We start from the raw sequence: 19,196 nt of genomic DNA, 5'->3' as shown, positions 1-19,196 counted from the left end.
CGCCCGCCGGTTCAGCCGTCACTTCGATTTCTGCGAGCCGATCTCGCGATCCCACTTCTGGAACGCGGCGACCATCGCCTGCGCGTTGAGCGGCTGCACGTGCGGGCGATCGGCGAGCAGCTTCGCGTATTCGGGGCGGCCGAATTTCCTGATCACTTCCTGGCTGTGCGCGGGCGCCATCTCGAGCGTCACGCCCTTCACCGCCGGGCCCGGATAGAAGTAGCCGTCGTCGTAGGTCATCGCCTGCTGCGCCGGCTCGAGCAGGAAATTCATCAGCTTGAACAGCACGTCGAGCTTTTCCTTCGGCACGCCCTTCGGGATCACCATGTAGTGCGCGTCGTTCACCCACGTCATGTTGTCGAACGCCTGGATTTTGAATTCGGCCGGCACGATGCCGAGCGCGCGCGGGTTGATATCCCAGCCGGTGACGGTGACCGTCATGTCGCGCGTGCCTTCGCCGAGCTCCTTCATCACCGCCGACGTGCCGCCCGGGTAGTACGGCACGCAGTCGTTCAACTGTTTCAGGAACGCCCAGGTCTTGTCCCAGCCGTTGATCGGGTCCTGCGGATTCTTGTCGCCGAGCACGTACGGCAACCCCATCAGGAACGTGCGGCCGGGGCCCGAGTTCGCCGGGCGCGCATAGATCAGCTTGTTCGGATGCGCCTTGCACCACGCGAGCAACTGATCGGGCGTCTTCGGCGGGTCGCTGACCTTCGCCGGGTTGTATTCGAGCAGCGGGCCGGCCGGCATGTAGGTCACTTCGAGGCCGTAGCCCTGCGCGAGATCCTGCATCTTGCGCGGGCCGGGCGCGTACTTGTCGAGCACGCCGGGGAACGCGGCCGCGTTGTCGGGCAGCAGCTTTTGCCACAGGTTCTGTTCGATGCCGGCGGCCAGTGCGTCGGTGCCCGTCAGTACGAGATCGATGTCGGAGCGCCCCGCCGCCTGCATCGCCTTGATCTTGCCCGGCAACTGCGGCGCGGGCGCGTTCGTGAACGTGACGTTCGCGACGAGGGTCGGGTTCTTCTCCTTGAATGCCTCGATGGCCTTCTGCGTCAGTTGCAGATTGCCTGCGACGTCGACGATGTTCAGCGATACGGGGGCGGCAACGGCTGAGGCGGCCGACAGCGTGAAGCCCAGGGCGAGTGCGATCCGGCGGACGCGGCGAGCGATCGGGGTGGTGTTCATGTCTCCTCACTTCGGTCGGTGGATGGGACTTTTCTTGTCAGGAAATCATGACGGTGTTATACGATGTCGGTCAACAAAAAACAGCCGGATGCGGGGCGGGACTTTCCCTGACAAAAAGCTTCCGTTTGTCGATGAATTGCGCGGTGCTCGACTTTGTCGGCAGTTGCGGGGTTGTTTTGCAAGACGTGTAGGACGTCGTATCTCGATGGGAGGCGAAATGTGCGGGGCCGCCTGCGGTCCGTCGGCCAACGGAGGCGCCCTACGCGTCGTGTCTGGCGGCATCGGCGCGACGCCAAGCACGGCTCTCGAGCCGACTCGTCGGCGGCCGGCCGACCCCTGCATCGATTTCCCGGATCGGCTACAGTGGGCGCTTTCGGCGCGCTGCGCCCGGCCGCCGCGTCGCGAACCGTGCGTGAGCGAGGCGGCACGGGCGCAGCGCGGATCATTCACTTCGACGAGCGAACCTTCATGCCCGACCTGTCCGCCTTCTCGATCACGCAAAAGTGGCCGGCCCAGCATCCCGACCGCCTCCAACTCTACTCGCTGCCGACGCCGAACGGCGTCAAGGTGTCGATCATGCTCGAGGAAACCGGCCTGCCGTACGAGCCGCACCTCGTGCGCTTCGACACGAACGACCAGTTGTCGCCCGAATTCCTGTCGCTGAACCCGAACAACAAGATCCCCGCGATCGTCGATCCGAACGGCCCCGAGGGCCAGCCGCTGCCGCTGTTCGAATCGGGCGCGATCCTGATCTATCTCGCGGACAAGACGGGGCAGCTGATCCCGAAGGATCTCGCGGGCCGCTACGAGACGATCCAGTGGGTGATGTTCCAGATGGGCGGCATCGGGCCGATGTTCGGCCAGCTCGGCTTCTTCCACAAGTTCGCCGGCCGCGATTACGAGGACAAGCGCCCGCGTGACCGTTACGTTGCCGAATCGAAGCGGCTGCTCGGCGTGCTCGACGCGCATCTCGCGAACCGCCAGTGGGTGATGGGCGATACCTACACGATCGCCGATATCGCGATCTTTCCGTGGGTGCGTAACCTGGTCGGTTTCTATGAGGCGGGCGATCTGGTCGGGTTCGGCGAATTCCGGCACGTCAAGCGGGTGCTTGATGCTTTCGTTGCACGGCCGGCTGTGGAGCGGGGGCTCAATATTCCGGCGCGGGGGTGAGTGACCGGGCTGCAGCGGGCACGCCGTCCGCGGCCCGCGCCGCGCTTGAGCCAGGCCCGCCGCGATGCGCGGCGGGTATTTTTTTGCTCGTCACGAATTTTCGGGGAACGCTGGAACGACTGTCGGTGTGCGGCCAGGAACGGTCAATCGACAAGTCAGCGCAGATCGTCGACAAGTTGTTTGAACCGAAGAGAATTATCTTGGGCATCAGCGAAGGCATGAGACTTACGCGGTTGCGGCATTGTACGCTGCGGAGTTTTACCGTTTCCGACGCCGAGTCCCGCTGCCGTTGCGAGAATGTTCCCGGCTTATGATCTCTTCTCTTCTCTTCTCTTCTCTTCTCTTCTCTTTTCGCCCGCCCGCGAGTCCCACACGATAAACCTGCGGCGCGACCCCGTACCATCTCTTGAAGGCTTGGGAGAAACTTGACAAGTCGCTGTAACCGAGCCGCTCAGCAATTTCGGTCAGTGTCAGCCGCACGTCGCCCAGCAACGTTTCGGCCATCGCACTGCGAGATTCATTGAGCAGGGTTCGGAACGTCGTGCCATCCTCCTGTAGCCTGCGCTTGAGTGTGCGCGTGCTTGTGCTCATCATCCGAGCCATTTCTTCAAGCGAAAGCGGGCGACCGTCCCATCCCGCATTCAGGTAGTGGCGGACCATCGCCGACGTGCCGACGCGGGCGCGCCTTGCGTCGAGCAAACGACTGCACATCTGTTCGCACATCGATACCGTGATCGGGTTTGCATGCGGCAGCTTTCGGTCGAGGTACGTGCGCTCAAACGCCAGACTGTTCGAACGCGCCCCGTACTCGGGCTCGACGCCTCCGATACGTAACGCGGGTGTAGCCGCATTACGTGCCGACGTCGCGCGCGTCGCCTGCAGCGCGAAGCGCGACAGCACGAAATCCGGACCTGAGATCTCCTGTAACAGCATCGCCGCAGCTGCCATATCGCGCTCGACACAGAACCGGCTCAATGCCATTGGTAGTGCCGGTGCGTCGAACTCGAGTACGCCCGCGTCGGGCTCATCGCGATACGTGATAACGGTGAATGCGTAGGTAAGCGGCAGGAAGCGCATCGCCAGCGCGAGCGCGTCTCGTGCCGTGGCGCTGGCGATCAGCCCGTAGCCCCACACGCCGTACGTGGAAAAGTGATAACGCAGCCCGACCTCGAGGCCGAGGTCATTCGGGTGACCGAGAGCGCGCAGCAGGTTGCCTGCCACTCCCAACTCTTGGGCGGCAGTTACCTCGACATTCGGATCGCCGAGTTGCGCTTGCGTCAGCCCCGTGCCGGCCAGCAGCGTCGCGTGAGACACGTCGCGTTCGCCGCCAAAGTCGACCAGCAACCGGACGCTGGCCGGACTCCGGGTGAAGTCCCAGAAACTCATGCGGAGAAACCCTCAAAGCGTCGATTTGGCCCAAATACTAAAGCAATTGTCCCGACGCAGCATTGGTGTTTTCCCATCCCGCAGGCACGATCGGCATCACTCAGTTGTCGTTCGAACGACACCATCGCATCCGGGAGGAGACCCCATGCAAACGCGTTGTCCGGCCGATGTTGCTGTCCGCTTCGAGCAGCAGCGCGAGGTGCTTACTCGTGAGCCGACGCTGCTGCTAGAGAAGCGGACCTCTTGCCTTGAGCGCCTGCGCACGCTGCACGAAGGAGGAGATCCGAGAAGTGCTGCGTTAGCACGCCGACACCCGTGTATCACCCGGTCGGCACATGAGGATAGGACACGATGCGCTCCTGCTGGCCGATCCTAACGCGTGCGTTGGCTCGAAGGGTGGTCCATCGTCGACGCGTCTGTGATGTCGACGCCAATCGGCGACAACATCAACGCACAGACGATCACGATCGCAGGCCAGGCCGTCGACCTGATTTGCGGCGTCAGTCGCGTGCATCCTTCATGGATGCACGCACCGCAGCCCCTGTTGAACCTAGCGCGACCGATGTCCCCAACACCAGTCAAGAGGAGACGCGAAATGCAATCGTCTGATTCCATTGCCCATTGCACAGAACCACTGGCCGCCATCGTCATCGGCGCAGGCTTTGCCGGCATCGGCATGGGCGTCGCCCTCAAGCGCGCGGGCATCGACAACTTCCTGATTCTCGAGCGCTCGAACGATGTGGGCGGCGTATGGCGCGACAACGGCTATCCCGGCGCGGCGTGCGACGTGCCCTCGCACCTCTACTCATTCTCGTTTGAACCGAATTCCGAATGGACACGAACATTCGCGCCTCAGCCGGAAATATACGCATACCTGCAGCGTTGCGCGGCCAAATATGGACTCGAGCAGCATCTACGCTTTCGAGCGGAGGTCACGCATGCTCGCTACGACGAGTCCCGCGCGTTGTGGTGCGTGACGTTATCAGACGGCTCGACGCTTGACGCGGCGCAGTTGATTAGCGGTACGGGGCAACTGAGCCGGCCGGCGCTGCCGAAACTGCCCGGAATGAACGAGTTCCGGGGCCGCGCTTTTCATTCTGCCCATTGGGATCACGATTACCGGCTAGAGGGAAAACGCGTCGCCGTGGTCGGCACCGGCGCCTCCGCCATCCAGTTCGTACCCGCAATCGTCGATACCGTTCGGTCGCTCACGGTCTTCCAGCGTTCGGCCGCCTATTTGATGCCGCGCCACGACCGGCAGTACAGCCAGTGGCAACGCGCGCTGTTCCGAAAGTTGCCGTGGATGATCAAACTACATCGCGCTGCGATCTACATGCGCTACGAGTCGCGTGCGATCGCATTTACGCGTATGAAAGGATTGATGAAATTCGCCGTCGGCCGGCCATTCCGCAAGTTGCTCACGCAACAGGTTCACGACGCGGCGTTGCGTGAACGACTTACGCCCGACTATCCGATCGGGTGCAAGCGCATCCTGCTATCAAGCAACTATCTTGCGGCGATGAATCGGGACAACGTCGAACTGGTTACGTCTGAAATTCGGCGCGTGACCGGGAGCGGGATCGAGACCACTGATGGCACGCTCCGAGAGTTTGACGCGATCATCTACGGGACGGGCTTCGCCGCCACCGAATTCCTCTCTCCAATGCGCATTACGGGGCGCGGCGGACTTGACCTCAACGAGGTCTGGCAGCGCGGGGCTGAAGCGTGGCTAGGCATGACGGTACCTGGCTTTCCCAACTTCTTCATGCTGTACGGTCCGAACACCAACCTCGGCCACAATTCGATCATCTACATGCTCGAAAGCCAGATTGCGCACGTGATGCGCTGCTTGCTGGAAATGCGGCGCTCGGGTGCAAGCGCAATCGAGGTCACTCAGCGTCGCTATCGGCGATTTAACGCGCACGTGCAGCAGCGTCTGGCGACGACGGTGTGGCAGGGCTGCAAGAGCTGGTATGTGGATGCGAACGGACACAACAGCACGAACTGGCCAGGTTTCACGTTTGGATACCGTTGGCTCACGCGGTACTCATCGCTCAACGCTTACAACTTCATCGAGCCTTACCGCAGCGTCGAAAATGTGACGCGGTACGCCGAGCCGATTAGTGCGCTGGAGTCTTTCAGTGCCAGCATGTTGAGGTTGCTCCTGCGCGTGACGTTCAAGGCATTCGTTCGGCCGCCCATCGGTGTCGGTACGCAACGCCTCATCGTGAGCGCGTTGTCATGCCTCATGCCGAGCGACGGGCCTGTACGTGTCGCGCGTCAAAAGGTCGAGGGCATGACCACCGAAGTGATTTCCCCCAGGCAGGCGGACGAAATGGGGACGACGGTGCTCTACCTGCATGGCGGCGGTTTCTGCGTGGGCAGTGCCCGAACCCATCGCAGCTTGACGACACGCCTCGCCGCAACCGGGATGACGGTCTGGGTGCCGCAATACCGGCTGGCTCCCGAGCATCCTCAGCCAGCCGCAATAGACGACGCACTGAGGTGCTACCGCCATTTGCTCCAGCGCGGTCTGGCACCCCACCAGATCGTGGTTTGCGGTGACTCTGCTGGCGGCGGTCTGGCTCTGAACCTGGCGTTGAGACTGCGTGATGCGGGCGAGCCTTTGCCTGCGGCACTGATGCTGTTGTCGCCGTTCGTGGACACGACCTTGTCGGGGGAGACAATTCGATCCGCTTCGGCGCGCGATCCCATGCTCGCTGTAGCATGGCTGAGGCAAGCTGTACGTTGGTATGCACCGGAGAACGAGCACCAGATTTTGGAAGCCGATCTGAGCGGCCTGCCCCCCATGCTGATTCAAGTAGGTGACCAGGAGGTACTGGAATCCGATTCGATCGGATTGAGCGCGCGTGCCGCTCGCTGTGGCGTGCCATGCCAACTGGAGGTATACGCAGGGCGTTGGCATGTGTTCCAGCTTCAGGCGGCGTTCCTGTCCTCGGCCGCAAATGCCGTGAGCCATCTGGCCACGTTCGCTGTGCAGAGGACACAACTGCAACCATTTCGGCACGCTTGGCATGAGGTCGGTGGCGACCCTGTCGCCAAGGCCATGATTCTCTGATCCAGCATTCGCATGAAATGCATGACCTTCGGAAGCCTAAAATGAAATCCCGCCGCAATCCAGATACCTCGCATGTGCGCCTGCGCGCCATCAAGTCCGCCTTCACCGCAGAGGGGGCGCTGTGCGGTGCCACACTCTATGTGCCGGAGGACGCTCGTCCCGATCAGGAGTTGCCCACCATCCTCATGTTGGGTGGCTGGGGCAGCATACAACGAGCCTTGACGTCATCGTTCACCCATAGCTTTGTCGAGGCCGGGTTCGCGGTGATGGAGTTTGATTACCCAGGCTGGGGCGACAGCGGCGGTTTTCCACGGCAGGGTATCAACCCCTGGCGCAGAACACGCGTAGCGGATACGGCACTGGCTTACCTCAAATCCCAGCCCATGGTGGCAGCCCATCAGATCACGCTGTGGGGTACTTCCTTTGGTGGTGGGCACGTGGTCGACCTGGCTTCCCAGCACCCTGAACTGAAGGGCGCCATCATCCAGGTGCCGATGCTCGATGGACTGGCCGCGACGTTAGCCACACCACCGGGTCGGCTCCTGAAGCTGATCTGTCTCGGCACGCTGGACCAGTTCAAGCCAGGTGGGTCGATCTACATTCCGACCCTGGCGCGCGAGGGCCGGTTCAGCACCATGGATCGCGATGGCGCCTGGGACGCCATGGAGATCGGGCTGGACGACTGGAAGTACGGCAGCTACGACAACCGCGTGGCGGCGAAGTCCGTACTCACCATGCCGTTCTATCGTCCTTGGCGACGTCTGAAGGACGTGAAGATCCCGATGCTCATGATTGGCGCCACAGGAGACACGGTCGCGCCGTTTGTGTCGGACAAAGTTCGGCGTGTCGGTAACCCGCACGTGCAGGTGATCGAGATTGACGCAAATCATTTCGACCCGTACTTTGATCCGCTGTTTCCGGAGGTGCTGGCACACCAATTGAAATTTCTCCGCCGATGACTGCGTGCCAAGCGCTTCTATGGGTCGACGGATTACTTGGCTGGAAGGAATGCCGACTATTAAAGGTCGGCAACGAGGTAGCGTTACTTATTCGACAGCCTCCTTGGCCACCTACGGCAACGAAAGAGAATGTCGACCGTCTCTTGCGGGTCGGCAAGCGACATCCGCGAAAATTCACGAATAGCTTTTCTGCCCGCGGCGTACGTTTCCATCACGCATTCTTCAACGCGGCGTCCCTTCCTTCCCTTCCGGCGCTCCGCCTTCCAGCCCCGCCAGCAACTTTCCCAGCAAGTGCGACAACTGCGCCTGTTCCGCCTCCGACAATGCAGCCAACAGCACCCGTTGATTATCGATATGCGCAACAACCGCTTCATCGATCAACGCCCGCCCGGCATCCGTCAGCGCGACGAGCGTGCCGCGCCCGTCGGCCGGGTTCGGCCGCCGCTCGACCCAGCCCGCCTTCTGCAGCCGGTCGATGCGTGCGGTCATCCCGCCCGACGACATCATCAGCGCGTCGTACAGCGCGGTTGGCGTCAGCGCGAACGGCGTGCCGCTGCGCCGCAGCGTCGCGAGCACGTCGAATTCGCCCGGCTGCATCCCGTAGCGCGCGAACAGCGGATTGAGACGGTCGCGCGCGATCACGAGCGCGGCTTCCTGCAACCGCCCCATCACCACCATCGACGTCGCGTCCAGATCCGGACGCTCGGCGCGCCATTGCGCGAGCGCATGCTCGGCTCGATCCATTAACCCTCCTCGGCTCGCCAGTTATCTTGACGTCGAGATAAATCGGCGATTATCTTGATGTCGAGATACTTTACCTGAAAACGCGCGGCGCCCCGCGGGCAGCCGCGCATCGATATCGAGGCCATGCAATGAATCGCTTCACTTCCCCCGGATGGCGGCTCGCCGTGATCGTGCTCGTCGGGCTGAACCTGCGGCCGGCGCTCGCCGCGGTCGGCCCGCTGCTCGACATGATCCAGCGCGCGACGGGGATCGGCGACGGCGCGGCCAGCCTGCTGACGACGATTCCGATCCTGCTGATGGGCCTCGGCGCGCTGAGCGCGCGGCGCCTGCAGCGCGTCACCGGGATCGCGGTCGGCGTGTGGCTCGGCGTCGCGTTGATCGGGCTGGCCTGCGCATCGCGCGTCGGTGCGCAGCATGCGTGGCTGCTGCTCGCGAGCGCGTGCTGCGCAGGCGTCGGGATCGCGATGGTGCAGGCGCTGTTGCCCGGCTTCGTGAAGGCGCATTTCGCGACGCGCATCGGCGGTGCGATGGGCGTCTATTCGACGTCGATCATGGGCGGCGCGGTACTCGCGAGCGTCGTCGCGCCGTTCGCCGCGGCGCGCTGGGGCTGGCTCGCCGCGCTCGCGGGCTGGGCGTTGCCGGCGGCGCTCGCCGCACTGGCCTGGCCGCTGGCCAGCCGGGGCGGCGACGCGCTTGCCGCCGGGCCGGCGTCGGTATCGAATGCTCGGCCGTCTCGTTCGCTCCGCGCGTGGCGGCTCGCGCTGTTCTTCGGCATCGCGACCGGCGCTTACACGCTCGTGCTCGCGTGGCTGCCGCCGTACTACATGCGGCTCGGCTGGTCGCCGACCGCGGCCGGCAGCCTGCTCGGCGGCGTGACGCTCGCGGAAGTTGTCGCGGGACTCACGATTTCCGCGACGATGGATCGCTTGCCCGATCGCCGGCCCGCGCTGCATGCGGCGATCGCGTCGCTGTTCGCCGGGTTGCTGGTGATGCTGGCCGCGCCGGAAGCACTTGCATTGCCGGCCGCGCTGCTGCTCGGCGCGGGAATCGGCGCGCTGTTTCCGCTGTCGCTGATCGTCACGGTCGACCATGCAGCCACGCCCGCCGATGCCGCGTCACTGACGGGGTTCGTGCAGGGTGTCGGCTATTTGATCGCCGGCTTGTTTCCGTTCGCGGCCGGCATCGTGCGCCAGCATCTCGCGGACCTGACGCCCGCGTGGATCGCGATGGCATGCCTCTGTGCCGTGCTGTTCGCGCTGGCGGCCGGGTTTGCACCGAAGCTGGCGCGGCACGTCGCGCGGGCCTGAGCGACGCCGCGGGCTAGCGGCGCGGGCGCCTGCATGCAGGCTGTCGTCCCGGGCATGCTCGCGCCAGGAATATCGTCGCGGCCCATCCGGATACTCGGCTCCACGGCGCAGGCGCGTTCAGCCCGCGCTCGCGTACAGCGTCGAATCCGCGAATCCTTCGGCGTCGAGCACGCGCCCGATCAGGATCAGCGCGGTGCGCTCGATCTGCGTGCCGCGCACCTTGCCGACGATGTCGGCCAACGTGCCCGTCACGCGTTCCTCGTCGGGCCAACTCGCGCGATAGATCACCGCCACCGGGCAATCGGCGCCGTAATGCGGCAGCACTTCGTCGACGATGCGCGCGAGATGGCGCACGCCGAGATGGATCGCGAGCGTCGCGCGATGCGCGGCGAGCGCGCCGAGCGCTTCGCCTTCCGGCATCGTCGTCTTGCCCGCGAAGCGCGTGAGGATCACCGTCTGCGCGACGCCGGGCAGCGTCAGCTCGACGCCGAGCGTCGCCGCGCACGCGGCCGTGGCCGTCACGCCCGGCACGATTTCGTACGGAATCCCGAGTGCTTTCAGGCGGCGGATCTGTTCGCCGATCGCGCCGTACAGCGACGGGTCGCCCGAATGCACGCGCGCGACGTCCTGCCCTTTCGCGTGCGCGGCGGCGAGCAGCGCGACGATCGCATCGAGGTCGAGCTCGGCCGTGTTCACGACCTGCTCCGCGCGATGGCCGTCGAGCACGGCGGCCGGCACGAGCGAGCCCGCATACAGGATCACCGGGCACGTGCGCACGAGGCGCTGGCCCTTTACCGTGATCAGCTCCGGGTCGCCGGGGCCCGCGCCGATGAAGTACACCGTCATCGAAATTTCTCCGTCAATTCGTGGGATGGCCCGCTGCGTCGCGTCACGCGCGCGCGGCCGGATCGAGTGCATCGACGAGCGCCGTGACCGAGTCGAACGCGCGGTCGGCATCGGGCAGCGGCGGCCGGCGCAGCATCACGACCGGCAGCCTGCGTTCGCGCGCGACGTCGAGCTTGGCCTCGGTGGCCGCGCCGCCGCTGTTCTTGCTGACGACGACGTCGATGCCCGCCAGCGCGAACAGCGCACGCTCGCCGTCGGGTGTGAACGGCCCGCGCGCGGCGAGGACCTGCGCACGGGCGTTGCCGGGGTGCGCATCGAGGCAGCGCACGAGCCAGAACTGGTGCGGCGGGATCGCATCGAGATGCGCGAGCGGCTCGCGGCCGAGCGTGAACAGCGGGCGCCTGAACGGCGCGAGCGCGGCCTCGATGCCGGCCCAGTCGTCGACCATCCGCCAGTCGTCGCCCGGTTGCGGCGTCCACGGCGCGCGGCGCAGCGCCCACAGCGGCACGCCTGCGTCGCGCGTCGCCGTCGCGGCGTTCGCGCTGATTTGCGCGGCGTACGGATGGGTGGCGTCGATCACGAGGCCGATGCCGGCGTCGCGAAGATACGCGGTCAGCCCGGCTGCGCCGCCGAAACCGCCGACGCGTACGTCGCAGCGCAGATCGTCGGGTGTCTTGCCGAGACCGGCGAGACTGTAGACGTGATGCGGGCCGAGCGCGCGCGCGATTTTCAGCGCATCGCCGGTGCCGCCGAGCAGCAGAATGCGTGGACTCATCGCGCCTCCCCGACGAAACGGCCTTGCCGGTCGATCGCGAACATCTCGACCGCGATCGACGGCGGCACGATGTCGCGCGCCACCCGCAGCGCATGCGTGCAGACGAGATCGCCGAGCGGCACGCCGTCGGCCTGCGCGAGTTTCAACGCTTCCTGGCTCGTGTTCGCGGCGCGCATCGTCGCCTGCAACGCCTCGCTCGCGCCGGCTTCGGCCGCCCACTGCGCGAGCAGCGGCAGATCGATGCTCGAATGGCGGCTGTGCAGGTCGAGATGGCCGGCCGCGAGCTTGCTCAGCTTGCCGAAGCCGCCGCACATCGACAGGCGCGCGACCGGCGCGCGCCGCAGGTGCTTGAGCACCGCGCCCGCGAAATCGCCCATCTCGATCAGCGCCATGTCGGGCAGACGGTAGTGCGCGCGCATCGCATCCTCGCTCGCGTTGCCCGTGCAGGCGGCGATGTGCGCGATGCCGTTCGCCCGCGCGACGTCGATACCCTGATGAATCGACGCGATATAGGCCGAACACGAAAACGGCCGCACGATGCCGGTCGTGCCGAGGATCGACAGCCCGCCGACGATACCCAGGCGCGGGTTCATCGTCTTCAGCGCGAGCGCCTCGCCGCCTTCGACGCCGATCGTCACGTCGAAACCGCCCGTGTAACCGTGTTCGGCGGCGAGCGCTTCCAGGTGCGTGGTCATCATCTGGCGCGGCACCGGGTTGATCGCCGGTTCGCCGACCGGCAGCGTGAGCCCCGCGCGCGTGACCGTGCCGACGCCCGGCCCCGCATGAAAACGCACGCCGGACGCCGCCGCGAGCGCGACGCGCGCGAAGACCAGCGCGCCGTGCGTGACGTCCGGATCGTCGCCGGCATCCTTGATCGTGCCGGCTTCAGCGCCCTCAGCCGTGGCGCGGCAGAATTCGAGCCGCATCATCACGCGTTGCCCCTTCGGCAGCACGATCTCGACCGCGTCGTCCGCGTGGCCCGCGAGCAGCAGACGCGCCGCCGCGAGCGACGTCGCGGTCGCGCAGCTGCCGGTCGTGTAGCCGAAGCGCAGCGGCGCGGGCTGTTCGGGGGTTTCGTCGCGCATCACGCGTCCATTGGGTTCGACGGATTCGACATATTCGACGAGCCGGCCGCGTCGGCTGCGTCTGTCGTGTCGGGTTTGCGCACGTCGTACAGCGTGACCGGCAGCGGTTGCCGCCACGTGTCGAAACGGCCGAGCGGTTCGGCGTGCGCGAGCGACACGCGCGTGAGCGTGCCGCCGTGCGCATCGCGCCACGCGGCGAGCGCCATCTCGCCTTGCAGCGTCACCGCGTTCGCGACCAGCCGCCCACCGGGTTTCAGCGACGCCCAGCACGTGTCGAGCACGCCGGGCGCCGTCGCGCCGCCGCCGACGAAGATCGCGTCGGGCGCGGCGAGCCCCGCGAGCGCATCGGGCGCACGGCCTGAAACGAGTTGCAGGCCCGGCACGCCGAGCGTATCGCGGTTGTGTTCGATGAAGCGCTGCCGTTCCGCATGCGCTTCGATTGCGATCGCCTGGCAGGATGGATGCGCGCGCATCCATTCGATGCCGATCGAGCCGCTGCCGGCGCCGACGTCCCACAGCAATTCGCCGGCCGCGGGCGCGAGGCGACCGAGCGTCATCGCGCGCAGGTCGCGCTTGGTGAGCTGGCCGTCGTGGCGGTACGCGTCGTCGGGCAGCCCGGGCGTGAGCGCGCGGCGCGGTGCGTCGGGGCTCGCCCGACAGTCGAGCGCGACGAGATTGAGCGCGGCGGTTTCGTCGATGTTCCAGTCTTGCGCGAGGCCGTCGATCCGCCGCTCGAGCGGGCCGCCCAGATGTTCGAATACGCTGATGCGCGTCGGCCCGAAGCCGCGGGCGGCGAGTTCGGCGGCGACCGCGGCCGGCGTGCGGCCGTCGGCGCTCAACACGAACAGGCGCCGGCCCGGCAGCAGGTGGCGGGCCAGCGTCGCGAGCGGACGCCCAACGAGCGAGACCGCACCGACGTCCTGCAGCGCCCAGCCCAGGCGTGCGGCCGCGAGCGACAGCGACGACGGCGCCGGCAGGACGCGCCATTCGTCCGGGGAAAGCTCGCGGGCGAGCGTCGCGCCAACGCCGAACAGCATCGGGTCGCCGCTCGCGAGCACGCACACGGGCGCGCCGCGGCGCGCGAGCAGCCCCGACAGGTCGAACGGCGACGGCCATGCTTCGCGCGCGGCGCGCAGCCGCGCGGGCAGCATGTCGAGATGCCGTTTCGCGCCAACCACATGCGTCGCGTCGAGCAACGCGCGCCGCGCGTGGCGCCCGAGCCCCGCGTAACCGTCGTCGCCGATGCCCACTACCGTCAGCCACGCCGTCATGCACCCTTCCCCATCGTTCGATTTCATACCGTGTGTAGCGATGCGCAGCCGCCGAGCTGCCGCGCATCGATCCGTTTCCGTGCCGCGGCATTGGCGCCACGGACGATGCCGCCACGCTCCTGGTCAGCCGCGCGGCGTGCCGCCGATCCACATCACCATCGCCAGATACAGTCCGGCGATCGCCGCGACCAGCAGCCAGCCGAGCAGTAGCCATGCGAGCGGTCGCACGCCGCCTTTCCTGAACAGGTAGGTTCCACCTGCCGCGATCGGCGCCGCGAGGCCGGCGAGCCCGACATTCTTCGGCCATTCGGCGGACGGCGCAAACGGAATCAGCATGCCCGCGAGCATCATCCATGCGGGGAGGCCCAGCAAGGCCAGTGCGATTCCGATGCCGAACAGCTCCGTCCTGCCGAGTTTCATCATCGCGGATACCGGCGTCGCGCCGATCGAATGTCGAGCCGCCAATCGTACCATCCGCGCAACCGCACGCCGGTCGTCACAGCCATGCTGCGACACCGTTGCAGCGCACACCGCCGATGCAGGATCGCCGCGAAAATCGGGTATCCTACGGCCGTTCGTTCGCCGGTGCCCTTCGGGGCCGAAGAGGGAACACAGGGCGCACCGCGCGCCGCTGTGGCTGCCCCCGCAACTGTAGACAGCGAGCCGATCTCCCCCTCATGCCACTGGTTTCACCGGGAAGGCCGGGAGGAGGCGCCGACCTGTCAGCCAGGAGACCTGCCGGCCAGAAAGTGCGTGCGTGCCAGTCGGCGTCGGGCGGGGTGTACCGATGCGTTGGCCGCGGCGCCACACTGTTCCGGTATCCCGTTGAGTTCCGCCCCCGATTCGATTCCTGCGTCGCCCGTCGTGCGCCCGTCGGCTTGCCCGGGGCTCGTGCGCGTGGTCGCGGCCGCCGACGGCGGGCTGTGCCGGATCAAGTTGCCGGGCGGCCGGCTCGACGCGCGCCAGGCGCGCGCGATCGCCGCCGCCGCGCGCCGGTACGGCTCCGGCGAGATCGATGCGACCAATCGCGCGAATCTCCAGTTGCGCGGCATTCGCGACGGCGCGGCCGATGCGCTCGCGCGCGCGCTGCTCGATGCGGGGCTCGGCCCGCGTACGAGCGCCGACAATACCGCCGTCGATGCGGCCGCGCTCGCGGCGAGCGACGACGTCCGCAACGTGTTGCTCAGCCCGCTCGCCGGGCACGACCCGGCCGCGCTCGTCGATAGCCGTGCGCTCGCCGTGCCGCTGCTCGACATGCTCGCGAGCGAGCCGCGCCGCGGCGAACTGTCGCCGAAATTCTCGATCCAGCTCGACGGCGGCGAAGCGGTCGCGGCGCTCGATCATCCGCACGACATCTGGCTCGCCGCGTGGCGTCGCGGCGACGGCGCGGTACGTCTCGCGGCGGGGCTGGCCGGCTGTCCGCCGGTGGCGCACCACGACCGGCCCGCGTCGGTCGACGTGTCGATCGATCAAGGCGTCGCACTGGTTCGCGCGCTGTTGCTCGCGTTCCTCGATCTCGCGCCGGCCGACGTCGCGCGGATGCGCGCGCTGCTGTCGACGTGCGGCGAACCCGCCCTGCTCGAGCGCGCGCAACGCTACCTGCCCTTCCCGCTCGCGGCCGATCCGACGCTCGCCGGCTGGCGACGCACGCGTGCCGACCCCGCGTCGCGTTTCGGCGCATACCCGTCGCGCGACGCGGCGCGCTGCAGCGTCGGCGCGCAATTCGCGCTCGGGCGGCTCGACGCGGCGCAACTGGAGCGGCTCGCCGCGCTGGCCGAAGCCGACGGCGACGGCACGCTGTCGATGACGCCGTGGCAAGGGGTGTTCATGCACGGCGTGCCGAACGAGCGTGCGGCGGCGACGCGCGAAGCCCTCGCGTCGCTCGGCCTCGTGTGCGCGGCGTCCGACCCGCTGGCGACCCTCGTTGCCTGCACCGGCAGCGCGGGCTGCGCGAAAGCGCGCGCCGACACGAAACACGACGCGCGCGTGCTTGCCGCGCGCATCGGCCATCCGCTCGACGTGCATCTGACCGGTTGCGAACGCCACTGCGCGCTGCCGCACGCTGCCACGCATACGCTCGTCGCGGTGGCGCCCCAACACTACGACCTTTATCGGCGCGACGCGGCCGCGGGCCTCGGCGCCCCGCTCGCGCGCCGTCTGACGATTGACCAGGCCGCGGTCCGACTCATGGACGCGCGGCGCAGCCAGGACACCACCGATGCTTGACTACATTCGCGACGGGCAGGAAATCTACCGCCAGTCGTTCGCGACGATCCGCGCCGAGGCCGACCTGTCGCAGGTGCCGCCCGATCTCGAGAAACTCGCGGTACGCGTGATCCACGCGAGCGGGATGGTCGACGTCGTGTACGACCTGCGTTTTTCCGTCGGCGCCGGCACGGCCGGCCGCGCGGCGCTCGCGGCCGGCGCGCCGATCCTGTGCGACGCGAGAATGGTCGCCGAAGGCATCACGCGCGCGCGGCTGCCCGCGGCCAACCGCGTGATCTGCACGCTCGGCGAGCCGGAGGTGCCCGACCTCGCGCAACGCGTCGGCAACACGCGTTCGGCCGCCGCGCTCGAACTGTGGCGTCCGCATCTCGCGGGCAGCGTCGTCGTGATCGGCAACGCGCCGACCGCGCTGTTCCACCTGCTCGACATGATCGATGCCGGCGCGCCGCGCCCCGCGCTGATCCTCGGTTTCCCGGTCGGCTTCATCGGCGCGGCCGAATCGAAGGCGGCGCTCGACGCCGACAGCCGCGGCGTGCCGTACGTCACGCTGCTCGGCCGGCGCGGCGGCAGCGCGATGGCCGCCGCCGCGGTGAATGCGCTCGCGACGGAGGTCGAATGACGCGCGTGCGTGGGCGGCTGTTCGGCGTCGGGGTCGGCCCCGGCGATCCCGAGTTGATGACGATCAAGGCGCTGCGCGTGCTGCAGGCGGCGCCGGTGGTCGCGTATTTCGTCGCGAAGGGCAAGAAAGGCAACGCGTACGGCATCGTCGAGGCGCACCTGCTCGACGGGCAGACGCAACTGCCGCTCGTCTACCCGGTGACGACCGAGGCACTGCCGCCGCCGCTGTGCTACGAGACGGTGATCGCCGATTTCTACGACACCGCGGCCGAGATCGTCGCCGCGCACCTCGATGCAGGCCGCGACGTCGCGGTGATCTGCGAAGGCGACCCGTTCTTCTATGGCTCGTACATGTACCTGCACGACCGCCTCGCGCCGCGCTACGAGACCGAGGTGATCCCGGGCGTGTGCGCGATGCTCGGCGGCACGGCCGTGCTCGGCCAGCCGCTCGTCTATCGCAACCAGAGCCTGTCGGTGCTGTCGGGCGTGCTGCCCGAGCACGAACTGCGCGAGCGGCTCGCGCGGGCCGACGCGGCCGTCGTGATGAAGCTCGGCCGCAACTTCGACAAGGTGCGGCGCGTGCTCGACGCACTCGGGCTCGCGAAGCGCGCGCTGTACGTCGAGCGCGCGACGATGGCGAACCAGCGCATCGTGCCGCTCGACGAAGTCGATCCGATAGCGTCGCCGTATTTCTCGCTGCTCGTCGTGCCGGGGGAAAAATGGCAAGGATGACGACGCCGCCCGCGATCGTGATACTCGGCGCGGGCGCGCTCGATACCGCGCGACGTATCCAGGCGCGTTACCCGGGCGCGCGCGTGCACGGTCTCGCGTCGCGCGTCAACGCCGACGTGCCGTTCGACGAACTCGGCGTGCATCTGCATGAACTCTATGCGCGCGGCTCGCCGATCGTCGCGCTGTGCGCGGCCGGCATCGTGATCCGCTGCCTCGCGCCGGCGCTCGCCGACAAGGGCGTCGAGCCGCCGGTGCTCGCGGTCGCGGAGGACGGCTCGGCCGTCGTGCCGCTGCTCGGCGGGCTGACGGGCGTCAACGTGATCGCGCGCGAAATCGCCGAATGCGTGGGCGTCGCGCCGGCGATCACGACGAGCGGCGAACTGCGCTTCGGCGCGTGCGTGCTCAATCCGCCGGAAGGCTATGCGCTCGCCGATCTCGCGCAGGGCAAGCGCTTCGTGTCCGACCTGCTCGCGGGCGCGTCGCCGCGCCTCGACGGCGCCGCGCCGTGGCTCGACGACGTCGCGCTGCCGCGCGATGCCGCGGCCGCACACGCGATTCGCGTGACGCCCGATGCGTGGCGCGGCGCGCACGACGAACTCGTGATTCATCCGCGCAGCGTGGTGGTCGGCGTCGCGGCGGATGCCGTGCATGCGGACGAAGCGCTGGCCGCGCGCATCGCAGCCTCGCTCGACGCCCAGGGCCTCGCACGGCTGGCGCTCGCGGCCATCGTCGCGCCCGCGTCGGCGATCGGCGAACCCGCGCTGGAAGAAGCGGCGCACACGCTCGACGTGCCGCTGCGTTTCGTCGATGACGATAGCGATCCCGATCGCGACACGCCCGCGGACGCCGCCACGCTGCTCGGCCGCGCATTACGCGTCGCCCACACACTGCGTGAAGCATCGAACGGCCTCGCGTGCGCAATCGCATCCCATCCGGTCGATCCGGCCACGCTCGGCCGCGCGCGCGGCCGCCTGACGGTACTCGGCCTCGGTCCAGGCGGCGCCGCCTGGCTCACGCCGGCCGCGCGCGCCGCGCTCGCGGACGCGACCGACATCCTCGGCTATACGACCTACGTGAACATGGCCGGCCCGTTTCGAGCGGACCAGCGCGTGCACGGCACCGACAATCGCGAGGAAATGCAGCGCGCGCGCCATGCGTTCGAACTGGCGGCCGAGGGCCGGTGCGTCGCGGTCGTGTCGTCGGGCGACCCCGGCGTGTTCGCGATGGCGGCGGCCGTGCTCGAAGCGCTCGATGAAGCCCGCAACCCGCACTGGGCCGCGGTCGACCTGCGCGTGGAGCCCGGCATCTCGGCGTCGCTCGCGACGGCCGCGCAGGCCGGCGCGCCGCTCGGCCACGATTTCTGCGCGATCTCGCTGTCGGACAACCTGAAGCCGTGGGACGTGATCGAAACGCGTCTGCGGCACGCGGCGCAAGCCGATCTCGTGATGGCGTTCTACAACCCGATCTCGCGCGCGCGGCCGTGGCAGCTCGACCGGGCGCTCGACATCGTGCGCGCGCATCGCGCGGCCGAGACGGTGGTCGTGCTCGGCCGCGACATCGGCCGGCCGGGCGCGACGCTTTCGACGACGACCCTCGGCGCGCTGCGCGGCGACCAGGTCGACATGCGCACGATGGTGATCGTCGGCTCGTCGACCACGCGGCGCTTCGCGATCGGCAACGCACGCGAATGGGTCTATACGCCGCGCTGGTATCGCTGAACGCCGCTGCGCCCGCCGGTTGCGCATACCTACCGCATCCGACGGCATTCGCACGAATGTGAACGCACAGGCGTGCGAGCGAGCCGTTCATC

At 67.6% G+C, this 19,196-nt stretch carries 16 protein-coding genes and 1 riboswitch; of the genes, 8 read left to right on the top strand and 8 right to left on the bottom strand.

Translation table 11 applies throughout. The features are described 5' to 3' along the window. Positions 1-18: 18 nt before the first annotated feature. Positions 19-1,185 carry an ABC transporter substrate-binding protein gene (locus AC3IFE_RS02810; protein ID WP_301739092.1) on the bottom strand — a complete coding sequence of 389 codons (1,167 nt, stop codon included), beginning with the start codon at positions 1,183-1,185 and terminating at the stop codon, positions 19-21. 468 nt (positions 1,186-1,653) lie between these two features. On the opposite strand from AC3IFE_RS02810, the gene AC3IFE_RS02805 reads away from it, so the two are divergent. After that, positions 1,654-2,358 carry a glutathione S-transferase N-terminal domain-containing protein gene (locus AC3IFE_RS02805; protein WP_301739091.1) on the top strand — a complete coding sequence of 235 codons (705 nt, stop codon included), beginning with the start codon at positions 1,654-1,656 and terminating at the stop codon, positions 2,356-2,358. 258 nt (positions 2,359-2,616) lie between these two features. On the opposite strand, the gene AC3IFE_RS02800 is transcribed toward AC3IFE_RS02805, so the two are convergent. After that, entirely contained in the window at positions 2,617-3,744 is a 1,128-nt protein-coding gene (locus AC3IFE_RS02800; RefSeq protein WP_489189536.1) for an AraC family transcriptional regulator, read from the bottom strand. A 595-nt stretch (positions 3,745-4,339) separates the two neighbouring features. On the opposite strand from AC3IFE_RS02800, the gene AC3IFE_RS02795 reads away from it, so the two are divergent. Beyond that, positions 4,340-6,823 carry a flavin-containing monooxygenase gene (locus tag AC3IFE_RS02795; protein ID WP_489189564.1) on the top strand — a complete coding sequence of 828 codons (2,484 nt, stop codon included), beginning with the start codon at positions 4,340-4,342 and terminating at the stop codon, positions 6,821-6,823. A gap of 41 nt (positions 6,824-6,864) precedes the next feature. Next, the gene (locus AC3IFE_RS02790; RefSeq protein WP_489189535.1) at positions 6,865-7,782 is read left to right on the top strand and encodes an alpha/beta hydrolase; all 918 of its coding nucleotides are present in this window, start codon (positions 6,865-6,867) and stop codon (positions 7,780-7,782) included. Between the two features lie 222 nt (positions 7,783-8,004). Here the strand turns inward: AC3IFE_RS02790 and AC3IFE_RS02785 are convergent, their stop codons facing one another. Next, a complete protein-coding gene (locus tag AC3IFE_RS02785) occupies positions 8,005-8,526 on the bottom strand; it encodes a MarR family winged helix-turn-helix transcriptional regulator (RefSeq protein ID WP_489189534.1) in 522 nt (173 codons plus the stop codon). A gap of 128 nt (positions 8,527-8,654) precedes the next feature. Between AC3IFE_RS02785 and AC3IFE_RS02780 the strand changes: the two genes are divergently transcribed. Beyond that, positions 8,655-9,833 (top strand): MFS transporter, encoded by a 1,179-nt coding sequence (locus tag AC3IFE_RS02780; RefSeq protein WP_489189533.1) that lies wholly within the window; start codon positions 8,655-8,657, stop codon positions 9,831-9,833. A 117-nt stretch (positions 9,834-9,950) separates the two neighbouring features. On the opposite strand, the gene cobM is transcribed toward AC3IFE_RS02780, so the two are convergent. The 5 genes from cobM to AC3IFE_RS02755 form a co-directional block, all read right to left on the bottom strand. Next, a complete protein-coding gene (cobM, locus tag AC3IFE_RS02775) occupies positions 9,951-10,679 on the bottom strand; it encodes a precorrin-4 C(11)-methyltransferase (protein ID WP_089464757.1) in 729 nt (242 codons plus the stop codon). A gap of 43 nt (positions 10,680-10,722) precedes the next feature. Then, positions 10,723-11,454, bottom strand: coding sequence for a cobalt-precorrin-6A reductase (locus AC3IFE_RS02770; protein WP_489189532.1), 732 nt, complete (start codon positions 11,452-11,454; stop codon positions 10,723-10,725). After that, the gene (locus AC3IFE_RS02765; protein WP_489189531.1) at positions 11,451-12,539 is read right to left on the bottom strand and encodes a cobalt-precorrin-5B (C(1))-methyltransferase; all 1,089 of its coding nucleotides are present in this window, start codon (positions 12,537-12,539) and stop codon (positions 11,451-11,453) included. The genes AC3IFE_RS02770 and AC3IFE_RS02765 overlap by 4 nt, the downstream gene beginning before the upstream one ends. Further along, a complete protein-coding gene (gene cbiE / locus AC3IFE_RS02760) occupies positions 12,539-13,810 on the bottom strand; it encodes a precorrin-6y C5,15-methyltransferase (decarboxylating) subunit CbiE (protein WP_489189530.1) in 1,272 nt (423 codons plus the stop codon). Before cbiE ends, AC3IFE_RS02765 begins: the two co-directional genes overlap by 1 nt. A gap of 123 nt (positions 13,811-13,933) precedes the next feature. Further along, entirely contained in the window at positions 13,934-14,275 is a 342-nt protein-coding gene (locus tag AC3IFE_RS02755) for a hypothetical protein (RefSeq protein WP_489189529.1), read from the bottom strand. Positions 14,276-14,376: 101 nt separating this feature from the next. Beyond that, positions 14,377-14,567, top strand: a riboswitch (cobalamin riboswitch). 107 nt (positions 14,568-14,674) lie between these two features. Between AC3IFE_RS02755 and cobG the strand changes: the two genes are divergently transcribed. From cobG to cobJ, 4 genes are read left to right on the top strand one after another with little or no spacing between them, the layout of a single operon-like run. Next, positions 14,675-16,036, top strand: a complete 1,362-nt coding sequence (gene cobG / locus AC3IFE_RS02750; protein WP_489189563.1) for a precorrin-3B synthase — start codon at positions 14,675-14,677, stop codon at positions 16,034-16,036. Next, entirely contained in the window at positions 16,029-16,655 is a 627-nt protein-coding gene (locus AC3IFE_RS02745; protein WP_489189528.1) for a precorrin-8X methylmutase, read from the top strand. The genes cobG and AC3IFE_RS02745 overlap by 8 nt, the downstream gene beginning before the upstream one ends. Then, complete coding sequence (locus AC3IFE_RS02740) at positions 16,652-17,386, top strand: precorrin-2 C(20)-methyltransferase (protein ID WP_489189527.1); 735 nt, start codon at positions 16,652-16,654, stop codon at positions 17,384-17,386. The genes AC3IFE_RS02745 and AC3IFE_RS02740 overlap by 4 nt, the downstream gene beginning before the upstream one ends. Beyond that, positions 17,383-19,104: a precorrin-3B C(17)-methyltransferase gene (cobJ, locus tag AC3IFE_RS02735; protein WP_489189526.1), complete on the top strand. Its 1,722-nt coding sequence runs from the start codon at positions 17,383-17,385 to the stop codon at positions 19,102-19,104. The genes AC3IFE_RS02740 and cobJ overlap by 4 nt, the downstream gene beginning before the upstream one ends. Positions 19,105-19,196 lie beyond the last annotated feature (92 nt).

The sequence above is a fragment of the Burkholderia sp. APQ4-4ca genome (genome assembly GCF_057837105.1).
This window is presented reverse-complemented; position numbering and strand designations above follow the sequence as displayed.

Bases quoted from the DNA above. Each gene is read 5' to 3' on its own strand.
- cbiE (WP_489189530.1), bottom strand. From the start codon at position 13,810: ATGACGGCGTGGCTGACGGTAGTGGGCATCGGCGACGACGGTTACGCG.
- AC3IFE_RS02765 (WP_489189531.1), bottom strand. From the start codon at position 12,539: ATGCGCGACGAAACCCCCGAACAGCCCGCGCCGCTGCGCTTCGGCTAC.
- AC3IFE_RS02790 (WP_489189535.1), top strand. From the start codon at position 6,865: ATGAAATCCCGCCGCAATCCAGATACCTCGCATGTGCGCCTGCGCGCC.
- AC3IFE_RS02745 (WP_489189528.1), top strand. From the start codon at position 16,029: ATGCTTGACTACATTCGCGACGGGCAGGAAATCTACCGCCAGTCGTTC.
- AC3IFE_RS02785 (WP_489189534.1), bottom strand. From the start codon at position 8,526: ATGGATCGAGCCGAGCATGCGCTCGCGCAATGGCGCGCCGAGCGTCCG.
- AC3IFE_RS02810 (WP_301739092.1), bottom strand. From the start codon at position 1,185: ATGAACACCACCCCGATCGCTCGCCGCGTCCGCCGGATCGCACTCGCC.
- AC3IFE_RS02795 (WP_489189564.1), top strand. From the start codon at position 4,340: ATGCAATCGTCTGATTCCATTGCCCATTGCACAGAACCACTGGCCGCC.
- AC3IFE_RS02770 (WP_489189532.1), bottom strand. From the start codon at position 11,454: ATGAGTCCACGCATTCTGCTGCTCGGCGGCACCGGCGATGCGCTGAAA.
- cobJ (WP_489189526.1), top strand. From the start codon at position 17,383: ATGACGACGCCGCCCGCGATCGTGATACTCGGCGCGGGCGCGCTCGAT.
- AC3IFE_RS02805 (WP_301739091.1), top strand. From the start codon at position 1,654: ATGCCCGACCTGTCCGCCTTCTCGATCACGCAAAAGTGGCCGGCCCAG.
- cobM (WP_089464757.1), bottom strand. From the start codon at position 10,679: ATGACGGTGTACTTCATCGGCGCGGGCCCCGGCGACCCGGAGCTGATC.
- AC3IFE_RS02800 (WP_489189536.1), bottom strand. From the start codon at position 3,744: ATGAGTTTCTGGGACTTCACCCGGAGTCCGGCCAGCGTCCGGTTGCTG.
- AC3IFE_RS02780 (WP_489189533.1), top strand. From the start codon at position 8,655: ATGAATCGCTTCACTTCCCCCGGATGGCGGCTCGCCGTGATCGTGCTC.
- AC3IFE_RS02740 (WP_489189527.1), top strand. From the start codon at position 16,652: ATGACGCGCGTGCGTGGGCGGCTGTTCGGCGTCGGGGTCGGCCCCGGC.